Source organism: Bacillus cereus group sp. N6, assembly GCF_016483705.1.
Classification (GTDB): Bacteria; Bacillota; Bacilli; order Bacillales; family Bacillaceae_G; genus Bacillus_A; species Bacillus_A wiedmannii.
Genome location: NZ_JAEHBI010000038.1, coordinates 1 through 17,639, shown reverse-complemented (window position 1 = coordinate 17,639; position 17,639 = coordinate 1). Strand labels below are relative to the sequence as shown.

Here is a 17,639-nt window from a genome sequence, read left to right as displayed (position 1 = left end):
GAGAAGGATGGATGTGTTAATCAATTTATTTGTAAATGGGATTTCAACAGGGATGCTCATTTTTTTATTAGCATCAGGACTTTCACTTATTTTCGGTTTAATGAGCGTTCTAAACTTCGTACATGGTGGTTTATTTGCCTGGGGAGCGTTTACAGGTGTTTGGATATTTAATATGACAGGTAGTTATGTATTAGCGTTAATTGGAGCAATTGCTATGGGGATGTTTCTTGGATTCATTTTAGAAAGATTCCTTATTAGACCGGTATATGGAAATCATGTTCGCCAGCTTCTTGTGACGCTTGGAGGAATGCTTGTACTTAGTGAATGTATTAAAGTATTTTGGGGGCCAAATCCAATTGGTGCTAAATTACCGTTATGGTTACAAGGTAGTTATACATTTGAAGGTATTATATTAATTAAATATCGTCTATTCGTAATTTTAATTGGGATCATCATTTATATTTCCTTACTATTATTGCTTAAAAAAACAAAGATAGGTCTAATGATCCGTGCAGGTGTAATGGATAAAGAAATGGTTCAAGCGCTCGGTATTAACGTAAAAGCGATATTTTCTTTCGTCTTTTTATTAGGAGCAGGGATGGCAGCGTTGGGAGGCTTCTTATTAGCACCGTATTCAGGAGTTATTTTCGCCGAGATGGGTATGCAGTATGCGATTTTAGCTTTCATAGTAGTAATCATTGGAGGATTAGGAAGCGTACAAGGTTCAGCAATCGCATCTTTAATTGTCGGATTAGCGGGTGCTTTTACAGCGTATTTTATACCGGATTTATCACTTGCAATCAATATGTTAATGTTACTATTTTTCTTAATAGTGAAGCCAAATGGACTTGTTAGTGAAAAGGGGTGAAATGGTGAACAGCACATCAAATCGAATTAAAGTATACTTCGGAGTATTTATGCTCATTTGTTTAAGTGTATTTCCATTCGTAAATGATTCACGGAGCTTGTTAATTTTGTTCACTCAAATCTTCATCTTTGCTATTTTTGCAATGAGTTTTGATGTATTGCTTGGGTATACAGGAATTGTATCGTTCGGCCATTGTATGTTCTTTGGAATAGGAGCGTATGGGGTAGCACTTTTATTTGATCGGCAAGGAGTATCCATAACGAACTTTTTAATAGGGATAGTAGCTGCAATTATCATTTCAGCAATTGTTAGTTATATAATCGGTTTGCTTTCGTTACGGCTGAAAAGTCATTTTTATGCAATGTTAACACTTGCTATTTCACAGTTGTTTTTCGTACTTGCTGAAAAATGGCGTGGACTCACTCACGGAGGGGACGGTTTTACATTTGGTGTACCAGACTTATTCCGTGATCGTTTTACGTTTTATTATGTAACACTTATATGTTTAATTGTCATTTTTATTCTGTTACGTCTTTTCACAAAATCTTCTATTGGAAAAGTATTAAAGGCAATTTCACAAAATGAGCAACGTGTGGAAGCATTAGGATATAAAGTTCTTCATTATAAAATTATTGCTAGTATTGTTGCAGGAGTAGTTGCTACGATTAGCGGTGGTTTATTTGTTATCACACTACGCTTTGTTAATACGACTGTATTTTCAATTGAAATGACATTAAATGCATTATTGATGACAATGATTGGAGGCGTTGGAACGTTAATTGGAGCAATTGCTGGAGCTGGAATTATTGAATCACTGAAATATTATTTATCAGAACTAGCCACAGCGTATCCGATTTTTGAAAGATGGACAATTATTCTTGGTTTATTGTACATTATCGTCTTGCTAGTTTTTCCGAAAGGATTAGTTGGCACGATTAAGAGACTGAAGAATGTGAAACAGAGTAAGAAGGAGAAAAGTGCAGAAGTGGAGCAAAATGTGTGAAAAATCAATTGTATAGAATATGAAAATCCCTCTTTTAAATTCGTAAAGTAGGGATTTTTATTGGTGTATGTAATTAGTTTATAGCTATTCTATTAATCAAATAGTTCATCAGGGATTTGTTTTAAAGAGTTTTCATTTGTAAAAAAATGAACAGCTAATTTCTCGATTGGAACATTTTCAATTGGTACCAATGTATCATTTCTAATCGGCAAAAAGGCTATTCCTTTTCCGTCCTGAATAAACTCTTCCATAAGCGAATAAGAATCTAATTGTTGAAGTTGACGCTGAGATAAATGATTTTCTTTTAGAAATTGTATCGTCTTATTTCTAAAGGGGCACTTTTTGTCATTACTAACGAAGAAGAGTTCCTGCGAATAGTCAATGGTACGTGTTTCTTTCGTTTTTAATAAGCCTATAGAAATTGAAGTAGTAAATACTTTTTTAAAAGCTGCGTCGGGATCATCCTCATAAGTGATGACCATATCAACTTTTTGTTGTTGCAGTAATTTTTGTAAATGACTACTATTTTCTACATATATTTGATAATTCCTGAAATTTTCTTTAATACGCTTACTTACATAATTAGTCAAAATAGATTGTGACGTCGCGATTATATAAGAAGAACCACTCGTTTTAATTTTATCTTTCGCTTCTTCTACTAAAGTTAATATTTGATTCGTGTAGCCTAATAAAATGTCACCAGAAGGTAACAAGGAAACGCCTTTGTTATCTCTATGTAGTAAAGGAGTTTCTAATTCTTGTTCTAATTTTTTGATTCGCTCAGTTACGTTTGGCTGAACATATCCTAACTCTTTAGCAGCTTTACTAATAGAACCTTCACTAGCTACAGTTTTGAATATAATAAGATCATTTATTTCCATTTATCACAGCCCCTTATACGGTATCATTATAAATGATAACAAACATAATTTATACCTATTTTACGTTAGTCAATCACCGGTTTATCATTGTGTATATAAGATAGAAAGTGAGTGATAAACATGATTGGAATGCAATATAAAGTCATTTTGCCAAAGGATTATGACATGGAGATTATTAAAAAAAGGGTAAAGGATAATGGGCATAAAACGGATGGTTTTCAAGAATTGAATTTCAAAGCATATTTAATTACTGAGGTAGGTATGGAAGGGAATTTCTATAACTGTTATGCACCTTTATATATTTGGAATGGTCATGAAGGAATGAACAAATTTATCTTTGAAGGGTATTACGATAATATTTTACAATCTTTTGGGTGGCAACAAATAAATATAGGTGTTCCATTAGTTGTTAATCTAAGTGGTGATTTTAAGAAATGTAAGTATGTTGTTGAATATGTGGGAAGTATTTCTCAAAAGAATTCATTGATTGGGACTCAATTTAATATTTTTAATAAGAATGTCCAGAATACAGAAAATTGTAAAGGGAATGTAATAGTGTATAACCCAGATAAGTGGGGATATAGTCAGTTTGAATTTTATGAAGTAAAGCCTGAAATTGAAGAGATGGAGGATATTACAATATATGAGGTTTTACACATTTCACAGTAGATGAGGAATTGAAATATAAATAAATTATTTATAAAAAATCCATTTTGAGTCAAGTAATAATGTTCAAAATGGACTTTTCTTAATTATCTTATGTATATTCAAAACAAATTACTGCTTTTCTTAATTCTTTATTAAAGAATAAGTAAATACGATCGGCACCATAAGCTTGAAAATAATATCCTGTAACAAATCCAACATATGTAAATGGATGTCCATATTCATCTTTTGGTACATATAGAAGATTCGTAAAGTCAAAAATTTCGTCTTCGTTATCGCAGTCTTCTAATAATTCTTTACCTTCTTCTGTCATAAAACGAACATCATTTAGGATACCATTTACCACGGGATAATTTAATCCCCAGCCATTTGTTTGTTTTTCGGCAAACTCTCGTTCTAATACTTCTACAGATGTAAATTCTTTTCCAAAGCTAGAATAAGGATAAATTTTTTGATTACGTTGAAAATAATCTTTACGGATTTGATAATTTCTTTCATTACTCTCGTAGGCTTGTTCTATTATGTCAGAATTATTTTGTTCGATTTCGAAATAATTCCAATCCGCTTCAAATTTATATTTTCCATTAATGACATTGAATCCTAATGTATCTGCTTTCGTAAAATTTGTGTGAAATGGTTTTATAAATTGTTTAGAAATATGCATGTTCTGCCCACCTTTATACTAGTGCTTTGTTTAATTTTATCATTTTATTTGAATTTTTTCTTATTTAAAACTTTATGATACTCATAGTTATGGGAAGAAAGAGTTCGTAAGTAAGGTAGATATCTATTGTTAAGATTTTATCATATGTCGAACAGTTGAGAGATGAAGCAAAGTAAGACTTCATACTTATACATAGCCTTACTACATTCGACACATAGCGACAATATAATGTTCGTTTATCTGTTAGTATAGTATATAGTTTTTGGGGATTTTTATCATTTTCACATTGGGGGAAGGGAATTTATGTTTAAAAAAATCGCGACAGTCACTTTAGCAGGGACGTTAGCTTTCAGTTTATCGGCATGTGATGAGAAGAAAGAAGTAGCTAAAACTGTATCAAATGATACTAAGGAAGAGCAAAGTAGTGCCAAAAAAGAAAATACGAAGAATGAAGATACAAGAGAATATAATGTTGAAAAAACTACTGAAATTAGAAATCAAAAATTAACAGTCCATAAAGTACAAATAGCACAAGCGGCAGAATATGATAAGCTGGAAAAAGGTAATGAGTTTGTTATTGTTCATGTTACAGTAGAGAATATTGGTCATCAAAAAGTTAGAATTAACCCATTGGATTTTTACCTTGAAAGAGGCGATGGAAGTATTGTGGACCATACATTTTCAACTAGCAATAAAAATATTTTTAAAATTAAAGATGTAGATCCAAACGGTAAGTTAACAGGAGCTATAACATTTGAAGCGAAAAAAGGTGATTCTAATCTTGAATTAATTTATAGACCTGATGTTATGTCTAAAGAGGAAGTAAAAGTAGAGCTTAAATGATTTATCCCGTAAAAGTCCGATTGGTGTAAACAAGGGCCTTTTATGCAAACTTATACAGGTTTTACATGAAGACGGTATGCTCAAATGAATTTACGGTACGATAAAAGAAAATAATAGATTAGATGGTGTGAATTTCAAATATACTGTTTTGAAAACGAAAAATAAATGCATGATAAGGATTGGCGTTGGAGCTTAATCCTTTTTTTATGGAGATGTAGAGAATGGCAAGTAGACCTAATACTACACGATTGATGCCTTTAGTTAAGTACAAGTAAGTTGAGTTATATAAAAAATGTAATTATTTCTTGCATTACTATCACTTGAGTGGTAAAGTGATAGTAAGATTCACGATAGGAAGTGATCAAATATGCGTGATAATACGATAGGGTCATTAATATGGTTACGTTTAATACGATTTACGAACCAAAGTAATCAGATGTCAAATGAGTTTTTAAAACGGTTTGATTTAACGACAGCTCAATTTGATGTGCTTTTGCAAATACGTACGTATCAGCCACTCACACAAATGGAGTTAGCTGAAAAGGTAACTGTTACACAAGGCGGTATTTCTCGAATGTTAACTCGTCTTGAAAAAGAAGGATATATTGTACGAAAACAAGATTGGAAAACGAAAACAATTAGTCTTACAGAGCAAGGGGAAGCAGCTTTAGAGAGAGCGTTGCCAGAGCAACTTGCATTTCAATCATCGTTTTTTGATGATGTATTAAATGAAGAAGAGCAGAAAATATTATACGAGCTGATGACGAAAGTTCATAAGCATAGTGAAAAAAAAGAATTGCCGCAAGAGTAATTTTTTTTTCACTATCAATTGACTAATCAAGTGATGGGTGATTGAAGAAAATGAATACGACTGAATTAAAGGAGAGAGCAACTATGGAAAAATACCGTATGGATACAAGTAAAGGAATAGAGTTTGGATTATATTCAATTGGGGATCATGTTTTAAATCCACATAACGGAGAGAAAATTAGTGCAGAACAAAGAATTCATGAATTAATTGAAACAGCAAAGTTAGCGGATGAATCTGGACTTGATGTATTTGCTGTCGGTGAAAGTCATCAAACGCATTTTACAACGCAAGCTCATACAGTTATTTTAGGAGCTATTGCACAAGCTACGAAAAATATAAAAATTGCAAGTTCAGCAACGATAGTAAGTACATCTGATCCGGTACGAGTGTATGAGGATTTTGCTACAATTGACTTAATTTCTAATGGACGTGCAGAAATCGTGGCTGGTCGTGGATCTCGTATTGGGGGATATAGTTTACTTGGTTATGACGTGAATGATTATGAAGAGCTATTTGAAGAGAAGATGGAACTTTTATTAAAAATTAATAAAGAGGAACATGTAACATGGAACGGACAGTTCAGAGCGCCGCTTGCACATGCATCGGTTATTCCGAGAGCTAAAAATAATAACTTACCAATTTGGCGTGCAGTTGGTGGCCCACCAGCTAGTGCGATTAAAGCAGGACGTGCGGGTGTACCAATGATGATAACAACACTAGGTGGTCCAGCTATTAACTTTAAAGGAGCAGTAGATGCTTATCGTGAGGCTGCGGCGCAAAGTGGATTTAATCCAGCAAGTTTGCCAGTTGCAACAACGAGTTTATTTTATACAGCAAAAAATTCACAAGATGCGTTTAGTGAATACTATCCTCATATTAATGCTGGTATGCTTACACTGCGTGGTGGTGGGGATCCGAAGCAACAATTTACAAATGCAGTAGATTATCGTGACGCATTAATGGTTGGTAGCCCGCAACAAATTATTGAAAAAATGCTTTACCAATATGAATTGTTTGGACAACAACGTTTTATGGCACAAATTGATTTTGGTGGTGTGCCACTTAATAAAATTGAGAAAAATATCGAATTAATTGCTACTGAAATTTTACCGGCTGTTAGAAAACATACAGCAAAATAATTTGAAAAATACCGAGAGTCTAATCGATTCTCGGTATTTTTTTATGTATTAATTTTGTTTGAAAAAATGACAAAAAAATGAATTTTTAGTCTAGAAAGAGGGCGGGTATTTTCTATTTTTGAATAACATTATTTTGTGTTTGAATTTTAGAGATGCATTTTTCTCTTGACAAAAAAATAACTGATTTCCTCATTGGTAAAGAGGACATTTTTTCATAAAAAAGTCAAGTGTATGTAGAGGGAAATGATTGTTTTATTGATACGAAAGTAATTCTTATATTTGAAAAATACATTTTAGTAATGAAAAAAATCTAATTCAAAAAAATGACAAAAGACATATTTCAGACAAAATGATGTCAATAATACGTCAAAAATCAGCTGAATTTACTATGCAGGTATATTATACAATTCGATTAACGGATAAAACACTACTGAAATAGTGAAAAGGTAAATTTTATGAGAAAGTTTTTTTGTAATTATCTTGAAAACTGAAAAATTATATTTTCTAAAAGTACATAAACAAATTTATCTTTCTATATTTCTAAGATTTGAGTTGTTTTATTCATACAACTCAATTGAAATTACGATATAAAAAATTATGAAGGAAGTGATTGTAGTATGGAAACGCTCGAATTGGCACGAATACAATTCGCATCAACAACGATTTTCCATTACTTTTTTGTTCCGCTGTCTATTGGTTTAGCTTTTATCATTGCGTTAATGCAAACGTTATACGTGGTAAAGGGACAAGAAATTTATAAGAAGATGACGAAGTTTTGGACACAAATATTCCTAGTTAACTTTGCGGTAGGTGTAGTAACTGGTATTTTACAAGAATTCCAGTTTGGCATGAACTGGTCAACATATTCACGTTTCGTAGGTGATGTGTTTGGTCCATCACTTGCAATTGAAGGCTTATTAGCATTTTTCATAGAGTCTACATTCTTAGGTTTATGGGTATTCGGTGAGGACAAATTACCGAAGCGAATTCACTTGTTATGTATTTGGCTCCTTTCAATTGGAACAATGTTATCAGCATTTTGGATTTTAACTGCAAGTGCATTTATGCAATCGCCAGTAGGATATGAAATGGCAGCAGATGGACGTGCACAGATGAATGATTTCTTAGCGATTATTCAAAACCCACAATTATGGGTACAATTCCCGCATACAATTACAGCTGCGATTGCAACTGGTGCATTCTTTATTGCGGGTGTGAGTGCATGGAAAATAACGAAAGCTCAAGAAACTGAAGTGTTTAAAAAATCGTTCCGCATTTCTATCATTGTTGGAACACTTACAACGGCGTTAGTATTATTCTTTGGTCATGCGCAAGCACAACAATTAATTAAGACGCATCCAATGAAAATGGCAGCAGCTGAAGCGTTATGGAATACGAGTGAGGATCCAGCGCCATTTACAGTATTTGCGAAAATTGATGCAGAGAAGCAAGAAAATTCGTTTGAAATTCAAATCCCTTATATGCTAAGTCTATTATCATTTGATAAATTTAGTGGTCAAGTAGAAGGGATGAATCAAATTCAAAAACAATATGAAGAAAAATATGGGCCTGGAGATTATATACCGCCAGTACACACTATGTTCTGGAGTTTTAGAGCGATGGTAATGAGTGGAACATTTATGCTTCTTCTAGGAGCATACGGATGGTTCTTATCAAGAAAAGATCGTTTAGCTGAAAAAACTTGGTATTTAAAATTAATGGTGTATGCAATTGCACTACCGTTTATCGGTAATACAGTAGGATGGATTATGACTGAAATGGGACGTCAGCCTTGGGTAGTTTTCGGTGTTATGAAAACGGAAGATGCTGTATCTCCAAATGTTACGTTCGGAGAAGTATTATTCTCTTTAGTTTCATTCACATCACTATATTTAATTATAGGTGGAATCACTATTTACTTATTCGTTCGTATTATTAAAGGACATGAGAATAAGAAAGCGAAACAGGATTCTCAAAGCCATGATCCATTTGATAAGGAGGAAGAGTATGTTATCTCTTAATGAGTTGTGGTTTATCATTATTGCAGTTTTATTCGTAGGCTTCTTTGTACTTGAAGGTTTCGATTTCGGTGTAGGTATAGTTTCAAGGTTTTTAGGGGAAAACGATTTAGAGAAAAGAATTTACTTAAATACAATTGGCCCATTTTGGCACGCGAATGAAGTATGGCTTGTTTGTGCTGGTGGAGCTATGTTCGCGGCATTCCCGCACTGGTATGCAACTTTATTTAGCGGGTTTTACATTCCGTTTGTATTTATGCTTCTTGCTTTAATTATAAGAGGGGTTTCCTTTAAATTCCGTGCGAAAATAGACAATCATAAATGGAAAGGTTTTTGGGATTGGGGTATGTTTTTAGGAAGTTTACTACCGCCTGTTCTTTGGGGAGTTGCAATTGCTAACTTTATGGTAGGTATTCCAATTGATGAAACGAAAAATGCTGTAGGTGGATTCTTACCATTACTTCATCCATTTGCATTACTTGGAGGAGTTATGTTCCTTCTGCTATGTATTGTTCACGGATTGCAATTCCTTACTATACGTACAACTGGTAAGTTAAGAGAACGTGCACGTATTGCTGCGTTGAAAATTGCACCGCTTGCAATTATAGCACTTCTTATTTTTGCCGGTGTAGGGTTATGGAAAACAGATATTTTCACTGGTCATGGTACAGAGTGGATTATGGTTCCGATTGGAGCTTTTGTAGCATTATGTGCGTCAACATTATTAAATAAAAGAAGAAGAGATGGTTGGGCTTTCGTTATGACGAGTTTAACAATCATTTTACTAAGTGCGAGTGTGTTTGCCGGCATGTTCCCACGTGTCTTAATTAGCTCGTTAGGGTCAATATACGATTTAACGATTTATAATGCAGCATCGGGAGATTATGCACTAAAACTGATGACGTATTTTTCAATTGCTATATTGCCATTTGTTTTGGGAAGTCAAATATGGAGTTTCTATGTGTTTAGACAACCTGTTAAGTCAGATAAAGATTTGGAGTACTAATGAAAAGAAAAAGAGGACTTCCGTCGTATCCTGGTAGCCGAGTTTTATATGTAGTGTTAACAATCATTAGCATTTTAGAAGCTATAAGTATTATTGGGCAAACAGTGTTTTTAGCACGGGCTATTACGTTTTTATTTCAAGGAGAAACAGTGCAATCTGTGTTAAATGAAACGGTTTATTTTGGAATCACGTTTGCAGTACGTCATATGCTAGTTCGAATTTCGCAAATATTAGTGGAACGTTTCGCTGAAAAAACAGGATCGCTACTGCGAAAACAATTAATAGAGGCGTATTTCACATTAGGTCCACGGTATGTTCAAACTGCTGGAACAGGTCATCTGGTTACCTTATCGATTGAAGGTATTGAGAAATTTAAAACATATATTGAATTAACAATTCCTAAAATGATTAGAAGTAGTATCGTACCGGGACTAATTGTACTATATGTTTTTACGTTAGATATTGAGTCTGGAATCATTTTAGTTGTAACGATTCCTATCGTAATTACATTTATGATCCTACTAGGATTAGCAGCGCAGAAAATGGCAGATAGCCAATATGAAACATATCGAGTACTTTCTAATCATTTTGTAGATACGTTAAAAGGATTAGAAACATTAAAGTATTTAGGGAAAAGTAAACAACACGAAGGAAAGATTGAAAAAGTAAGTAAAAGGTATAGAAAAGCAACGATGCGTACTTTGCGAGTTGCTTTTCTTTCTTCTTTTGCATTAGATTTCTTTACGAGCTTATCCATTGCATTTGTGGCGGTCGGATTAGGGATACGTTTAATAGATGGGACAATTGTACTATTGCCAGCCCTTACGATTTTAATTTTAGCTCCGGAATATTTTCTGCCAATTAAACAAGTTGGAGCGAATTATCATGCTACGTTAGATGGACAACTTGCAATGGAGCAAATAGAAGAGATTTTACAGCAACAAAAAGAAATAGGAACGAAAGAATCTAATGTAGGTTTAATATGGAATGCCTCTAGTAACTTGAAATTACAAGATGTAAAAGTAAAGAATAATGAATCTGAAAAAGCTATATTAGAGGGAATTGATTTTACTTGGAAAGGCACCGGCGCTATAGGTGTAATTGGTGAAAGTGGGGCAGGGAAATCGACGTTAATTGACGTATTAGCAGGATTTTTAACTCCTTCGGGTGGAAAGCTGATAATAAATGGTGTGAAAATTGACGGGTCTACTCGAGAAGATTGGCAAAAGAATATTGCTTATATTCCGCAGCAACCTTATATTTTCCCGCTTTCATTAAAAGATAACATTTGTTTCTATGAAACAAATACAACTGATGCAGAAGTGGAAAGAGTTATTAATGAAGTTGGTCTTCGTTCACTCGTTACATCGCTTCCGAACGGGATGTATGAAAGAATTGGAGAAGGTGGACGTATGCTTAGTGGCGGGCAAGAACAACGTGTCGCTATGGCGCGTGCACTTTTAAGCAAAAAGCCAATTATTTTATTAGACGAGCCTACAGCACATCTTGATATTGAAACTGAATTTGAAATAAAGCAAGCGATGTTACGTCTGTTTGAAGGTAAGCTAGTATTTCTTGCAACACATCGTCTTCACTGGATGAAACAGATGGATCATATTCTTATTTTAAATAAAGGGGAAATGATAAAAAGCGGCACGTATGAAGAACTTTTAAAGAATGAGGCATTACATTTTCAAAGGAAAGAGAGGGGATAGAGATGAGTAACTGGATTAAACCTTATATACAGCAAAATAAAGGTAGAATGACTGTAACTATTTTCCTTGGTCTTCTTGGAGTTAGTTCAGGTGCGATGTTACTTTTCATTTCAGGTTATTTAATCTCTAAATCTGCTCTTAGACCAGAAAATGTAATGGCTGTATATGTTCCTATTGTTGCAACACGTGCGTTTAGTATAGGACAAGCGGTATTTCATTATTTAGAGCGTTTAGTTGGACACGATGTCGTACTACGCATATTAGAAAAGATGAGAACGAAACTATACAGAATAGTAGAACCGCAGGCGTTATTTTTCCGCTCACGATTTCAAACGGGCGATATGTTAGGTATATTATCCGAAGATATAGAGCATTTGCAAAACCTATATTTACGTACAATATTTCCTAGTCTATTAGCGTTAGTTGTATATAGCATATTCATACTTGTTATCGGAGCATTTGACGTAGTATTTGCACTTATTGCAGCATGTATGTTGGCTATTATCGTTTTTCTTCTTCCGTTTGTATCATTACTTTTAATGAAGCAACATCATGTTACTTTAAAGCAAGGAAGAAGCCGTTTGTATCAACAACTAACAGACGCTGTTTTTGGGTTATCTGATTGGCAAGCAAGTGGTAGAAAAGATGAATTCATTGATAAGTATGTAGAGCAAAATGCTCAGTTGTTAAAAACGGAAAAAAGAATGAAGCGCTGGAATCATATTCGGGACAGTATCATTCAATTAGTAGTGGGAATCGTAGTTATTTCAATGATCATATGGACTGGAAATGAGGCAGCAAGTGAACAGATTGCATCTACCGTTATTGCGGCTTTCGTCTTAATGACGTTATCTGTGACAAATGCGTTAATTCCACTTTCAGATGCTATCGATCGAATTCCATCATATGTAGAATCTGCTCATCGTCTAAATAAAGTAGAAGCTAATGATGTTTTACAGGATGAAAAGGAATTACATGAGGATAAAGATTATGTTGCATCAAAATATATAGACATTGAATTAAATAATGTATCGTATAGTTACCCAGATAGTAATGAATTTGTATTGAAAGAAGTATCACTGCAAATAAAGGCAGGAAAGAAAATCGCCATTTTAGGAAGAAGTGGAACAGGAAAATCTACTTTGTTAAAATTGTTAGCAGGTGCGCTAAGCCCGTTACATGGTGAAGTTTTATTGAATAGTGAACATGCTCATACGAATCTTTTATCAAAATATATTTCTGTATTGAATCAAAAGCCGCATTTATTCGATACGACAATTGGAAATAATGTGCGAATCGGTAAACCAGAGGCTACGGATGAAGAGATATGGACAGCTTTAGAGAAAGCACAATTAGCTTCGCATATAGCTTCTCTTCCAGATGGATTGCAAACAAAAATGCATGAAATGGGAAAAAGGTTTTCTGGTGGAGAAAGACAACGGGTTGCTTTTGCTAGAACGCTAATGCAAGAGGCTCCAATTATTGTACTTGATGAACCTACGATCGGCTTAGATCCAAAGACAGAACTATCTTTAATAGAAACAATGTTTTCTGCAACAGAAGAAAAGACTGTTATTTGGATTACACACCACCTTGTAGGAATTGAACATGTAGATGAAGTTATATTCCTTGATCGTGGTCAAATTGTGATGCAAGGCAGTCATGAACAACTTCTGAAAGAAAACGAGAAGTATCGAAAGCTTTATGAGTTAGATAAAGGAATATAGTTTGAATAAGTAATAATTGTAAAAATAGCTACGCCAAATGGTGGAGCTATTTTTGTTTTGAAATGAATATTCTATTCTTTTTTAATGTTGGATTGCAGATGTATATGATCATTATGAATGAAAAATGAATTTCATATTATACATATAATGGAGGGGGATATACATGAAGGAGCAGTATAAAATTATTGTTTTAAGTGATGAAGTATCAGGGGTAAGGATTCAAAATGCATTAGACAAAAATAAATGTAAAACAATAGTTCATGTTGTAGACGTTTCAACTATTGTTCGTATAGAAAATTCTTTTCAATATATAGTCATTTGGAGAGTGGACGCAGAAAAACTTACAAATGAATTGATAAACAAGGGCGTGCAAAGTAAAAAAATTATTAATTTAACAAAATACATGTATGAATGGAGGAATAAATTAATTTCTATATATCAAATAAATCCGGATCTTATGTTTTTATACATGTCTATGAAAAAAGTAAAGAGTGATCCCACATATGAATTGTTTGCTACCGGTTTGTCTTATCCGCATTGTGGCATAAGTACGGAGCTCCTCTCAAAAAAGTCAATAAAATTAACACTTCCATCGCAAGATCTATACTATGATTATTTAATAGCGTCACAACTTCTATCAAACGATCATTCATTTCAATATTGTTTGATAGGAATAGCCTATTTCTCTTTTTACTTTGACATGTCGTTATCATCTGAAGCATATAGAATTCACAAAGTATATTATCCATTGTTTCAAGATGGTCATCATACTGTAGTTCATTCTCCTCTACCCACTGATGGATTCTCACATCTAGATAGTCCGAAACAACTTTTTTCTATTTTTACTTTGCATTTTGAATATATTTTATTAGACGAACTAAAAGATGAATCATTGATACTACCTTGGATAAATGCTGAATGGAATACTACTCCCCTTCATATTCCTTTTGAAGAACATGGGAAAATGAGAGCAGCTTCACATGCTAAATTGTCGTATCCTCATACTTTAGTTGAAAATAAAACGATTTTTAAAACATATTTAGAATTACTGTTAAAAAATGATATAAAGCCACTAATTGTTGTCTTCCCTGTTACTTCACATTATTTCAATTGTAGTAGTAAGAAATTAAAAGAAGATTTTTATAAAGTTATAAATGATTTTCAAGCACAATATTCTTTTCAAATCATAGATCTATTTGATTCACCATTATTTTGTGATGAAGATTTTTATGATAGTGATCATATGAATAAAAAAGGTGCAAATAAAATGTCCGCGTTATTAAATATGTTTATTCAGGAACGAAAAGTATGATATTTCGATTCATATTTGCATAAAAGTATATAGGCTCCATACAGTTAAAGTAATGTGATTTTTGCATCGCGTATACAAATAATATGCGAAGAGGTGAGAGAGTAAAATGAGAACTCATATTGAAAGAACTGTAGAGGTGGTAGATCAACTTCCGTTGGTAAGTGTGTTAATTCCTACGTATAATCGACCTCGCTACTTTGAAAAGGCATTATGTAGTGTGTTAGAACAAACGTATCCTAATATAGAAATTATAGTTGGAGATGATAGTACGAATGACGAAACAGAAAAGGTGTTACAAAAATACTTATGTAATCATTCAAATATTATTTATATAAAAAACAGGTCAACTCTCGGACAATTTGAAAATGCGCTAATGTTATTTAATGAAACGAACGGTGAGTATGTAAACTTTTTAATGGATGATGATATATTTCACGTGAATAAAATTGAAAAAATGATGAAGTATTTTTTGAATGATATAGATAATGAAATTAAGCTTGTAACATCTCATCGCCAAGTAATTGATGATAAAGGGCAAGAACTACGACATATTTATTCAACTGTCCGTTTATTTGAAAAGGATACGATTATAGAGGGAACAGAATTAGCAAATAGGGTAATTGTGGATCAAAAAAATTATATCGGAGAACCGACAACAGTTTTATTTCGTAAAAATGATTTACAAGAACCGTATGGGATTTTTGATAAGAGGCGGTATCTATGTAACGTAGATATAGCTTCATGGTTATCTTTATTAAGTAAAGGAAAAGCAGTATATATAGCAGAGACACTTAGTTACTTTCGATTACATCCAGATCAACAGTTAAATGAATCTAATAAAATGATGGATGGGTTAGAAGATTTTTCACATAGTATTATAGCAGGAAAAAAATATGGTTTCTTATCCGACGAAAAAGAATTAGACAAAGCGATAACAAATTTTCTAGATTATGCAAGAAGGATAGTTCCATCATCGATATTGTATACATTAGACTATTATCAAAAAATTAGGAGAAAGAAAATAAACATAGAAAAGAAAAAACAACATATAAATAATAATTCTCCTTTACCAAAAGTAAGTATACTTATTCCCGCGTACAATAGACCTTATTACTTGGAATTAGCGCTCAATAGCGCACTGAATCAAACATATGAAAATATTGAAATTATTATTTCTGACGACAGTACAAATAATGAAGTTAATGCTATGATTCAACCGTATTTACGTGAATATGAGTGTATTACATATGCTAAAAATGAAACTCCGTTAGTTGCTGAAAACTTTAATAAGTGTATAGAACTTGCGAACGGGGATTATATAAACTTTTTATTAGATGATGACTTATTTCATCATGAAAAGATCGATAGAATGATGAAATACTTTTTGACGTTAGAAAATATTTCATTTGTGACGTCATATCGTGAACTGATTGATGAGAATGGAGAGATATTACCACCCTCAACATTGAATATGAAAATTGCGAAAGAAACTACACTTTTTGAAGGAAAAGAATTAGGAAATTACATATTAAAAAATTTAAAAAATATAGTTGGTGAGCCGACAACTGTTCTGTTTAATCGAGATTTGTTTGAAGGGAAGTTTGGGTATTTTAAAGGAAAGGCGTATTCTTCTATTAATGACATTGCAACTTGGCTAGATATGATGAGGAAAGGAAAAGTAGTTTATATACAAGAACCTCTTAGTTATTTTAGACAACATAGTGGACAAAATCAAAAACAAATACATTTTATTTTAATGACAATTGAAGAGTGGATTGAATTAATTATAGATGGATATAATAGTGGATTTTTAAGTTCTGAGAGAGATTATAAAGAGAGTTTATCTTATTGTTTAGAAAATGCGGGATTTATAGTTAAGGATGCGGTAAGAAATGGGGAACTAGATCAAATTTATAATGAAAAGATAAAAAAAGGGTTAAACAAGCTAGTCGCTCATATGTTTGAGAAAGAATCTTGTTATTGTCAATATTGCAATCAGCAATTTGAAAAATTTTCACCTTGGCCAGCACATTATGATTTTCCGAAATATAAATTTGAGATGTGGAATAAAGATACAGGGATATGCCCAGTTTGTAGTTCAATGGATCGTGAAAGGTTGTATCGTGCGTACATTGAAATGGAAACGGACTTGTTAAGTAGAGAATACACTATGCTTCATATTGCACCTGAAGAGAAGTTAAGAGATTGGTTTAACGAGTATAAAAATATTACGTATGTATGTGGGGATATAGAACCAAAGGATCCATTAATGAAGGAAATTGACGTTACAAGCATTACATATGATAGTAATACTTTTGATGTAATTTTATGTAGCCATGTATTAGAACACGTTCTTGACGATGACAAAGCAATGCGAGAGTTATATAGAGTATTAAAGCCAAATGGATGGGGAATTATTCAAGTACCAATCGTAATGAATGTAGATTCTATTATAGAAAATAAATTAATTGTAACACCACAATTGAGAAAATTAGCTTTTGGTCAAGAAGATCATGTGAGAATTTATAATCAATCGGGATTCATTCAACGATTAATGAATGCAGGGTTTAAGGTGGAATTATATAACGTAGCTGAAAGAAAAGGAATGAAAAGTGCTAGGAAATTTGGATTATCTGAAACAGATACGCTCTATATTGTCCGAAAATGATAGGAAGGAATAGATAGATATGGAGAATATTCCTTTTTTGCGTGCTTCAACTGTACCTGTAATTGAGTATTTGGACGAATTGAAGGAAATAGATACATCTCACATATATACGAATTATGGACCTATAAATCAACGTTTTGAAGAAACAATTATGTCGGAATTTTTTCAGAACAGGGGCGCTGTTACAACGGTGGCAAACGCAACATTAGGGTTAATGGCCGCTATTCAACTTAAGAAAAGAAGGTAACTACTCAGCTTTTTCAGACAAAAAAGCAGGCCAAATACATGTTTCCGATTTGAAAACATGAAAAAAAATAC

General features: G+C 33.1%; 13 protein-coding genes and 2 pseudogenes. 13 read left to right on the top strand and 2 right to left on the bottom strand.

The window, feature by feature from the left end:
- The first annotated feature begins 7 nt into the window (after window positions 1-7).
- A complete protein-coding gene (locus JDS99_RS22265) occupies window positions 8-868 on the top strand; it encodes a branched-chain amino acid ABC transporter permease (protein WP_199695719.1) in 861 nt (286 codons plus the stop codon).
- Window positions 869-917: 49 nt separating this feature from the next.
- Window positions 918-1,871 (top strand): branched-chain amino acid ABC transporter permease, encoded by a 954-nt coding sequence (locus tag JDS99_RS22260; RefSeq protein WP_131933559.1) that lies wholly within the window; start codon window positions 918-920, stop codon window positions 1,869-1,871.
- A gap of 92 nt (window positions 1,872-1,963) precedes the next feature.
- On the opposite strand, the gene JDS99_RS22255 is transcribed toward JDS99_RS22260, so the two are convergent.
- On the bottom strand, window positions 1,964-2,752 hold the full coding sequence (locus JDS99_RS22255) for a LysR family transcriptional regulator (protein ID WP_088063055.1): 789 nt from the start codon (window positions 2,750-2,752) through the stop codon (window positions 1,964-1,966).
- Between the two features lie 120 nt (window positions 2,753-2,872).
- Here JDS99_RS22255 and JDS99_RS22250 point away from each other — a divergent pair, with 120 nt between their 5' ends.
- Entirely contained in the window at window positions 2,873-3,421 is a 549-nt protein-coding gene (locus JDS99_RS22250; protein WP_088063056.1) for a DUF4865 family protein, read from the top strand.
- Window positions 3,422-3,509: 88 nt separating this feature from the next.
- Here the strand turns inward: JDS99_RS22250 and JDS99_RS22245 are convergent.
- A pseudogene (locus tag JDS99_RS22245) lies at window positions 3,510-4,064 on the bottom strand (siderophore biosynthesis protein); the annotation flags it as partial.
- Between the two features lie 321 nt (window positions 4,065-4,385).
- On the opposite strand from JDS99_RS22245, the gene JDS99_RS22240 reads away from it, so the two are divergent.
- The 10 genes and pseudogenes from JDS99_RS22240 to JDS99_RS22195 form a co-directional block, all read left to right on the top strand.
- Window positions 4,386-4,925 (top strand): DUF4352 domain-containing protein, encoded by a 540-nt coding sequence (locus JDS99_RS22240; protein WP_199695718.1) that lies wholly within the window; start codon window positions 4,386-4,388, stop codon window positions 4,923-4,925.
- A 367-nt stretch (window positions 4,926-5,292) separates the two neighbouring features.
- A complete protein-coding gene (locus tag JDS99_RS22235; protein ID WP_001205523.1) occupies window positions 5,293-5,736 on the top strand; it encodes a MarR family winged helix-turn-helix transcriptional regulator in 444 nt (147 codons plus the stop codon).
- 83 nt (window positions 5,737-5,819) lie between these two features.
- The gene (locus tag JDS99_RS22230) at window positions 5,820-6,875 is read left to right on the top strand and encodes an LLM class flavin-dependent oxidoreductase (RefSeq protein ID WP_199695717.1); all 1,056 of its coding nucleotides are present in this window, start codon (window positions 5,820-5,822) and stop codon (window positions 6,873-6,875) included.
- A gap of 617 nt (window positions 6,876-7,492) precedes the next feature.
- On the top strand, window positions 7,493-8,896 hold the full coding sequence (gene cydA / locus JDS99_RS22225; protein ID WP_000448888.1) for a cytochrome ubiquinol oxidase subunit I: 1,404 nt from the start codon (window positions 7,493-7,495) through the stop codon (window positions 8,894-8,896).
- Entirely contained in the window at window positions 8,883-9,899 is a 1,017-nt protein-coding gene (cydB, locus tag JDS99_RS22220) for a cytochrome d ubiquinol oxidase subunit II (RefSeq protein ID WP_000950075.1), read from the top strand. The genes cydA and cydB overlap by 14 nt, the downstream gene beginning before the upstream one ends.
- A complete protein-coding gene (cydD, locus tag JDS99_RS22215; protein WP_087982922.1) occupies window positions 9,899-11,614 on the top strand; it encodes a thiol reductant ABC exporter subunit CydD in 1,716 nt (571 codons plus the stop codon). The genes cydB and cydD overlap by 1 nt, the downstream gene beginning before the upstream one ends.
- A 2-nt stretch (window positions 11,615-11,616) precedes the next feature.
- The gene (gene cydC, locus JDS99_RS22210; RefSeq protein ID WP_199695716.1) at window positions 11,617-13,341 is read left to right on the top strand and encodes a thiol reductant ABC exporter subunit CydC; all 1,725 of its coding nucleotides are present in this window, start codon (window positions 11,617-11,619) and stop codon (window positions 13,339-13,341) included.
- Window positions 13,342-13,504: 163 nt separating this feature from the next.
- Window positions 13,505-14,653 (top strand): hypothetical protein, encoded by a 1,149-nt coding sequence (locus JDS99_RS22205; protein WP_199695715.1) that lies wholly within the window; start codon window positions 13,505-13,507, stop codon window positions 14,651-14,653.
- 106 nt (window positions 14,654-14,759) lie between these two features.
- A complete protein-coding gene (locus tag JDS99_RS22200) occupies window positions 14,760-17,321 on the top strand; it encodes a glycosyltransferase (RefSeq protein WP_199695714.1) in 2,562 nt (853 codons plus the stop codon).
- A 19-nt stretch (window positions 17,322-17,340) separates the two neighbouring features.
- Window positions 17,341-17,565 (top strand): annotated as a pseudogene (locus JDS99_RS22195) (DegT/DnrJ/EryC1/StrS family aminotransferase); the annotation flags it as partial.
- Between the last annotated feature and the right edge of the window lie 74 nt (window positions 17,566-17,639).